This window comes from Parabacteroides acidifaciens (assembly GCF_003363715.1).
GTDB lineage: Bacteria > Bacteroidota > Bacteroidia > Bacteroidales > Tannerellaceae > Parabacteroides > Parabacteroides acidifaciens.
This window is the reverse complement of record NZ_QREV01000052.1, coordinates 24,897-32,019: the sequence shown is the minus strand read 5'-3', so window position 1 is coordinate 32,019 and position 7,123 is coordinate 24,897. Positions and strand designations below refer to the sequence as shown.

The 7,123-nt window shown below is 46.1% G+C and carries 8 protein-coding genes; 7 read left to right on the top strand and 1 reads right to left on the bottom strand.

From position 1 onward, the window contains the following. The first annotated feature begins 56 nt into the window (after nt 1–56). From DWU89_RS20545 to DWU89_RS16740, 7 genes are all read left to right on the top strand, one after another. On the top strand, nt 57–263 hold the full coding sequence (locus tag DWU89_RS20545) for a hypothetical protein (RefSeq protein WP_147292140.1): 207 nt from the start codon (nt 57–59) through the stop codon (nt 261–263). A 762-nt stretch (nt 264–1,025) separates the two neighbouring features. Next, nucleotides 1,026–1,802, top strand: coding sequence for a 5'/3'-nucleotidase SurE (surE, locus tag DWU89_RS16765; protein ID WP_187574946.1), 777 nt, complete (start codon nt 1,026–1,028; stop codon nt 1,800–1,802). 70 nt (nt 1,803–1,872) lie between these two features. Next, nucleotides 1,873–3,006 (top strand): lipid-A-disaccharide synthase, encoded by a 1,134-nt coding sequence (gene lpxB / locus DWU89_RS16760; protein ID WP_115500779.1) that lies wholly within the window; start codon nt 1,873–1,875, stop codon nt 3,004–3,006. 94 nt (nt 3,007–3,100) lie between these two features. Next, nucleotides 3,101–3,802 carry a NigD1/NigD2 family lipoprotein gene (locus tag DWU89_RS16755; RefSeq protein ID WP_115500785.1) on the top strand — a complete coding sequence of 234 codons (702 nt, stop codon included), beginning with the start codon at nt 3,101–3,103 and terminating at the stop codon, nt 3,800–3,802. 130 nt (nt 3,803–3,932) lie between these two features. Next, nucleotides 3,933–4,469, top strand: coding sequence for an RNA polymerase sigma factor (locus DWU89_RS16750; RefSeq protein ID WP_392391937.1), 537 nt, complete (start codon nt 3,933–3,935; stop codon nt 4,467–4,469). A 4-nt stretch (nt 4,470–4,473) separates the two neighbouring features. Then, complete coding sequence (locus tag DWU89_RS16745; RefSeq protein ID WP_115500778.1) at nt 4,474–5,022, top strand: hypothetical protein; 549 nt, start codon at nt 4,474–4,476, stop codon at nt 5,020–5,022. A gap of 9 nt (nt 5,023–5,031) precedes the next feature. Next, nucleotides 5,032–6,174: a hypothetical protein gene (locus DWU89_RS16740; protein WP_115500777.1), complete on the top strand. Its 1,143-nt coding sequence runs from the start codon at nt 5,032–5,034 to the stop codon at nt 6,172–6,174. A 52-nt stretch (nt 6,175–6,226) separates the two neighbouring features. Here the strand turns inward: DWU89_RS16740 and DWU89_RS16735 are convergent, their stop codons facing one another. Further along, nucleotides 6,227–7,060 carry a BRO-N domain-containing protein gene (locus tag DWU89_RS16735; RefSeq protein WP_115500776.1) on the bottom strand — a complete coding sequence of 278 codons (834 nt, stop codon included), beginning with the start codon at nt 7,058–7,060 and terminating at the stop codon, nt 6,227–6,229. Nucleotides 7,061–7,123 lie beyond the last annotated feature (63 nt).

The window sequence follows — 7,123 nt, the reverse complement described above, 5'->3', positions numbered from 1 at the left end:
GATCTGTCATGAGACAAATGTAAGCATTGTAAGGAAAATGTAAAAGAACTACCCCCATGAAATATCGGGTGAGCCGAGGCTTATTGTATAAAACGCTTTTTTTACCTTCAGAAGAGGTCCGAAATCAAATAAATGTTAATCCACTTTTCAGCCGCCAAAAAGGGGCTTTTTCCTCTTTTCCGGAAGTTTTTTGCCGGGAAGTCAACCCTCATTTCATTTTCGCGGTACTTTATCGCCCTGAAGACGGTCGCCATACCCTATGAAGACGGTCATCATTCAAATGAAGACGGTCGCGAGAGCGATGAAGACGGTCGTCGTGGCGACAAGCTCCCGAAACTTCTTTTGAATATTTGAGATGCTGTCCGTCTCTGTCTCGAAATATTCGATTCTCCGGGAGTTAAGGTTTATCACTTTGACGACATTTCCGCCGTCCGGCAATCAAACTGCACACATTTCGGGACGGGCTCGGCACCTCATTCCGCCTGTTGTCAGCCGGGAAGGCTAAAACGCTGAAAAGAGTCAATCCAAAATGGATCAAGATTTCAGACGAAATAGAAAAACGGTCAAAATAGGGGTTATTGTAATTCATCAGGTTTACAAAGGATCACTTTTCTTATCATTGGCATATTGGCACATTATCTCATTGGCTCATTATTTTTGAAGAGAAAGCAACTGTCTGTGTGGTTAAAAGCAATTGTCTTCGTATTCAAAAGTAATTGTTTCTGTGGCTACAGACAATTGTTTTCTTTCCCGGATCTCATTATCGTAAAAAGAAGAAAAAAGGAACTGTATATATTTTATATTAATATATATGGTAGGAAAAAACCGCTTTTAGTTCAGGACATGGCTACGAACTTTGAACATCAATGTTTACATAAAACCGTTTTTCGTTCAGTATAGAAAAACGATATCGTATATCTCATTTTGCCTTATATGATCATATTTGGTATGATTACAAGGAAAGGCAATGCTTATTTTTGCAAATAGCTTTTTAGTAAGTATATTTGTATGCAATAAAAAAAGACATGATGAACGATAGACCGCTTATTCTGATAACAAATGATGATGGTGTTGAAGCTAAAGGGATAAAAGAGTTGACCGAATGTCTCCGGGATTTGGGAGACATCGTAGTGTTTGCTCCGGACGGACCCCGTTCGGGAATGGCAAGCGCTATTACTTCGCTCATACCTATCAAGTACACATTGATAAAGAAAGAAAAAGGGCTGACGGTTTACAGCTGCACGGGGACTCCGGTGGACTGCGTAAAGCTGGCGGTCAACGAAGTGCTGGACCGGAAGCCCGACCTGCTCGCCTCCGGTATCAATCATGGCGGCAACCATGCGATCTGTGTACACTATTCGGGTACGATGGGCGCAGCGGCGGAAGGATGCGTATTCGATGTTCCGTCTATGGGCGTATCGCTCCTGGACCACCGTCCGGATGCCGACTTTACGGAATGTTGCCGCCTGGGACGCATGTTGGCACGACGGGTCATAAAAGAGGGCCTGCCGCACGGTACTTATTTGAACCTGAACGTCCCCAACACTCCGAATGTGAAAGGTCTGAAAGTCTGCCGCCAAGCCGACGGCCGTTGGGTGAAGGAATTCAAACGTTCGGAAAACGCATCGGGCGAACCGGTATTCTGGCTCACCGGATCATTCGAAAATGCGAAACCGATCCACCCCGACAACGACACGCTGGCATTGGATAGCGATTACGCTTCGCTTGTCCCTTGCAAGATAGACGTGACGGACTATGATTTTTTAGCTTTGCTAAAAAATCAATGGACAATGGACAATTGACAATGGACAATTATTTTGTCGCAACCTGCCAATTGTCAATTGTCAATTATCAATTGTCAATTAAAACTATATGAAATATTTTTTGATCGCTGGAGAAGCTTCCGGAGATTTGCATGCATCGAATCTGATGGCGGCATTGAAGGAACAGGATGCGGAAGCGGATTTCCGTTTCCTGGGAGGCGACCTGATGCAGGCTGTCGGAGGCACGTTGGTGAAACATTACAGGGAGATGGCTTTCATGGGCTTTATCCCCGTACTGCTCAATCTGCGTACGATCCTCCGCAATATGAAAGCCTGCCAGGAGGAAATCCGGAGTTACAAGCCGGATGTGGTGATCCTGATCGACTACCCGGGCTTCAACCTGAAGATTGCGAAGTTCGTAAAGACGCAATTGGGACTGCCCGTCTATTATTATATCTCACCTAAAATATGGGCCTGGAAGCAATACCGCATCAAGGATTTCCGGCGCTATGTGGACCGGATGTTCTGTATCCTGCCCTTTGAAGTGGAATTCTTCCGCAAACTCGATTATCCGGTGGATTACGTCGGCAATCCGTCTGTCGACTCTGTGGCCTATTATAAGGAAGAGCAGGCAGCGCAACCCGACACGTTCCGCATGGACGAACTGCTCGACGAACGCCCCATATTGGCATTGCTGGCCGGTAGCCGCCGCCAGGAAATTAAAGAAAACCTCCCGACCATGCTGGAAGTGGCAGCCGCCTATCCCACACACCAGCCGGTAATAGCCGGCGCTCCCGGCCTGGAACCGGAGTTTTACAAGCAATATATAGGAGAGGCAAACGTCCGCATCGTTTTTGGCAAGACCTATCCCCTTTTGCAGCATAGCGACGCGGCACTGGTCACCTCCGGAACGGCAACGCTCGAAACCGCCCTCTTCCGTGTTCCGCAAGCCGTCTGCTATTATGTTCCGGCCGGCCGTCTGGCAAGTTTCATTTTCCGGAATTTCTTCCACACGAAATACATCTCGCTGGTCAACCTGATTGCAGGCCGCGAAGTGGTGCAGGAACTTTTCGGAGCCCGCTTCTCGCGCCGGCAGATAGACGAAGAACTGGGACGCATCCTAAACGACAGCACCTATCGCGACCATATGCTCGAAGGCTACGACGAGATTATCCGGCTGCTCGGCAAACCCGGCGCATCCCGGCGGACAGCAACACTTATCTATCAATCACTGAAGCATTAACATCTTTTATAAACCATCTTTGCAGCATTTCACGATCATCCGGCATCTTCCTCTATAGAAACAAAAAATAATAATAATTTAGATGATACATGCTATGAAGACGTTGAAGACATTTATGCTTCTGTTTGGAATCCTGTTAGGTTCAACCACTTTTTATTCCTGTCTGGATACTGATGACAGCTACAGTGAATTTTGGAAAGATAAAAAACAGGCTATTGTAACGGTTAAGCCTTTAACCGACAATACCTACTACATGCAGTTGAACGACAGTATTACGTTGTTCCCGACCAACTCGTATGTACCCGAAAACTTAAAGGAAATACGTGCATATGTTATTCTTAGAGAATCTGACAAGGTCGTTTCGGATTATGACAAAGCTGTCGAGGTGATACGGATGGATACGCTCCTGACAAAAGAAATCGCCCCCGATTTAGGTGCGGAAAACGACTCTTACTACGGGACCGATATGCTCGCATTAAGCGGCGCCAGCAATTGGTTTCCGGGCGGTGCTTGGATTGAAGACGGATACGTAACGTTCGATTTCCTGGTCAATAAAGGAGAGAAGCATTTCCTCAACCTCGTACAAACAAACAGCGCCGACCCGTACGAACTGGAATTCCGTCATCGTGCCGAAAATGGTGACTATACGTATCAGCCACTCCCAGGCTTGGTTTCGTTCAAGCTGGATAAGTTGCCGAGCACGGAAGGGAAGACTGTCAAGTTAAAGATAAAATATAAATCCTTCGCAATAAACGATTATAGAACAATCGAATTGGATTACAAATCAAAGGAATAACCTTCCCACATAACTTTTATTTTTATCATTTAGTTCAGGGAGAGAGGCGTCGGGATGATGCCTTTCTTTTTTTTTCTTATTTTTGAGCTATCGGTATGCAACGGTTGTCGCCTGTCTCTCGTTTATATATATGAAAATGGAAGAAACAAATGCACATCTGATCGAGGGGTGCCGGAAAGGAAACCGGACAGCGCAGCTCACCCTGTACAAGCAATTCGCACAGCGATTATACGTCGCCTGCCTGCGTATTGTAGGGAACGCGCCCGAGGCGGAAGAAGCCATGCAGGATGCTTTCCTGAAGATCTTCACCCGCTTGGACCAATATCATGACGGGCAATGTTTCGAAGCATGGATGCACCGGATAGCCGTCCATACAGCCATTGATTACGTAAGACGGCAGACACCCGACTGGGTGGAACTCTCCGACAATTATGCCGAACCCGATAACGACGGGCCGGATGAAGAGGAGCTCCAATACTCGGTCGCCCAGGTCAAGGAGGCCTGTAAGAAACTGCCCGCCGGCTACCGCGTAATCCTCTCGCTCTACCTCTTTGAGGGATATGACATGGAAGAAATAGCCTCCATCCTGAAGATCCAGCCGCCAAGCGTACGCAGCCAGTATCTCAGGGCAAAGCGCAAATTGTTGGACATTATAGCAGCAAATTAAGAAAATGGATAAATTAAAGAATTTCATAGACACGAACCGGGAAGCTTTTGAGGACGACCTGTTACCAGAGGGCCACTTCGAACGCTTCGAACAGAAGCTTGCTGCGCCGCGCAAAAGCCGGGCCACACTATACAGCCTTTGTGCTTTTGCGGCAGCAGCCTGCATCGCTTTGTTGTTCCTCTTCAAAATGCCGGGCGGCACACCGCTTCCGCAGCAGAAGCCGGTAGCTTCGCAGCCGCACAAATGCCAGATGAAGGAGGAAATCGAGGAACTCCGGCTCTACTACAATATGCAGATGAACGAAATCATCTCGCAGATGCAGGCGATGTACAAGCAACAGCGCATCCCCGGCTCGGAAGAGCTGCTGAAAGAGACGAAACGGGTCCTGACGGACAATTATATGTTCGAAGAGACGGTTCTCCCCACGCTGCCTTGCTCCAACGACGCCCTGTACGCCATGAACCAGCACTACAGCACGAGCTTAGAAAGCCTCAACATCATGCTGGAACAGATGGAGAAAATGGAAACGAATAAAAAAGTAAATCAGAAATAAACAATCAAAATGAAAGCAATTCACCAACAATCAGCCATCGGCAAACAGGCGGTCATCCGTCCTTGCCTCCTTATGCTTCTCATCTTGTTCTGTGCGCTTCCCGGTTGGGCAAGCAAACAGGAAAGCATCAAGAAGAAAGAATATAACAAGAGTTTCAATGTCGGCAAAAACGACCTTCTGCAAGTGGACAACCGCTTCGGCAACATCACCATCACGCACTGGAACAAAAACGAAGTCTCCATCCGCGTCGCAATCGAAGCCAAGGCACGCAATGAGGACAGGGCGCAAGCAGCCCTCGACCGCATCAGCATCCGGATGGAAAAGATGGGAAACACGGTTTCGGCTGTTACGACGCTGAGATCGCAGAACGGGAATAATAACTCCAACGAATCGTTCACCATCAACTACTATATCAATATGCCGGCAGAACTGACATGCGATCTGACGCAGAAATACGGTAATATCTATATGCCGGAAAACAACAAGGGGAAATGCGACCTCCATGCCAAATACGGCAACATCAACGGTGGCAACTTCACAGGCCCGCTGAATATAGAAGTGCAATATGGTAACCTGGATATCGCAAACGTCGATAATGCAACGTTAGATCTGGCCTATTGCGGCAAAGCGAACCTCCAAAACGCCTCCCAGTTGAATGTCGACAGCAAATATTCCAACCTCAACCTCGGAAATGTCCAGAAGATGAACATTGAGGCCAAATACGGCAAGATTCTAATGGGCAGGCTTAACAGCGGCTATCTGGAACTGAAATACGGCGAATGCAGGATGGAAGAATTGAAGCAAAGCATCACGGTTGATGAGCTAAGCTACAGCACGCTGACCATCAAAGACCTTGCTTCCAACTTCGAAAAGATAGATGTAGATGCCCGCTACGGAAACCTGAATATTTATACCGACGTAAACGCATCTTTCCGCGTTGTCGCCAATAATATGAAATATGGCAATTGCAGCATCAAAGGCGGTTTCAATGTACAATCCCGCCGCGTAGAAGAAAATTCTTCAAGCGACTTCGACAGCCGCAGCGAACAGAAGAACAAGAACAACTACGTCCTCGATGTCAACAACGGCAAGAATGGCCGTATCAATTTCGAGGGCAACAGCTACAGTAATATCAAGGTGATGGCGAAATAATTTTATTAATGAGATTGTGCCAAGTTTTATAGACCTGACACAATCTCATCTATTAATCATTCTCTTCATCCAATTTCAAGTGTTTTTTTGAATTAAGAGGAGTTACTACAGCCTTGCCAGTTTCAGTTTCCAGTTTTATTCGTGCTTCTTTAGCAATGCTTCCACCTCGACGAGCGACATCTTCATGCTCTGCAAAAGTTTCCGGGTCCGTCACAACTGATATTTCTTTTGTAGATAACTCTGCAAGCATATTCAGGACAAGCTCTTTATTTGTCATATTATCTCTTAAGTTTTCCTTCTTTAGACCTTTAAACAACTTATATTCCTTTGCCGTCTTGCCAGCCCATGTCTGATAGATAATATCTGTAAGTGTCGCAAACTGAATACCATCCTGCAAGCCACACCGTTTCCATTCGTCAGTTAGCTCCTTCCTGATTTCTATACTTTTTAAACGTTGATTAATCCAGTTGTCCGAATAGCCCAAACGTTTATAGTCAGCCATAGCTTGGTTAATAGATAATTCCGGATCCTGTAATTGATCCAAGCGTTCTTTTGCAACCTGTGCAATCCACAATTTAAAGGGTTCGGCTTTTGGGGAAGGAACCGATTGAATCAAACGAAAAAGTTGTTCTGTTGTAGCAACATCTGTCAATCTCATCTTCCCGTCAGGAGCTGGCATTTTCAACTGGCTACAATTTGTAGCCGTTTGATTACCTTCTTTCACCAGTCTTGTTTTCAAGACACTCCAATACTTACGTGGATTAGGGCTATCGGTTAATACAGCTATTACATCAATCACAGAGAAGTACCATTCTTCTGTTTCATTGTCCCATACTGCACGGACTTTCTTTTCTTCGAAAAGTTTAATAGCATTTTGTTGAGTCATATATTTATTTGCTTTGGTAATTCTGTAAAGATACAAAAATCCCCGGCATCCAAACGGATACCG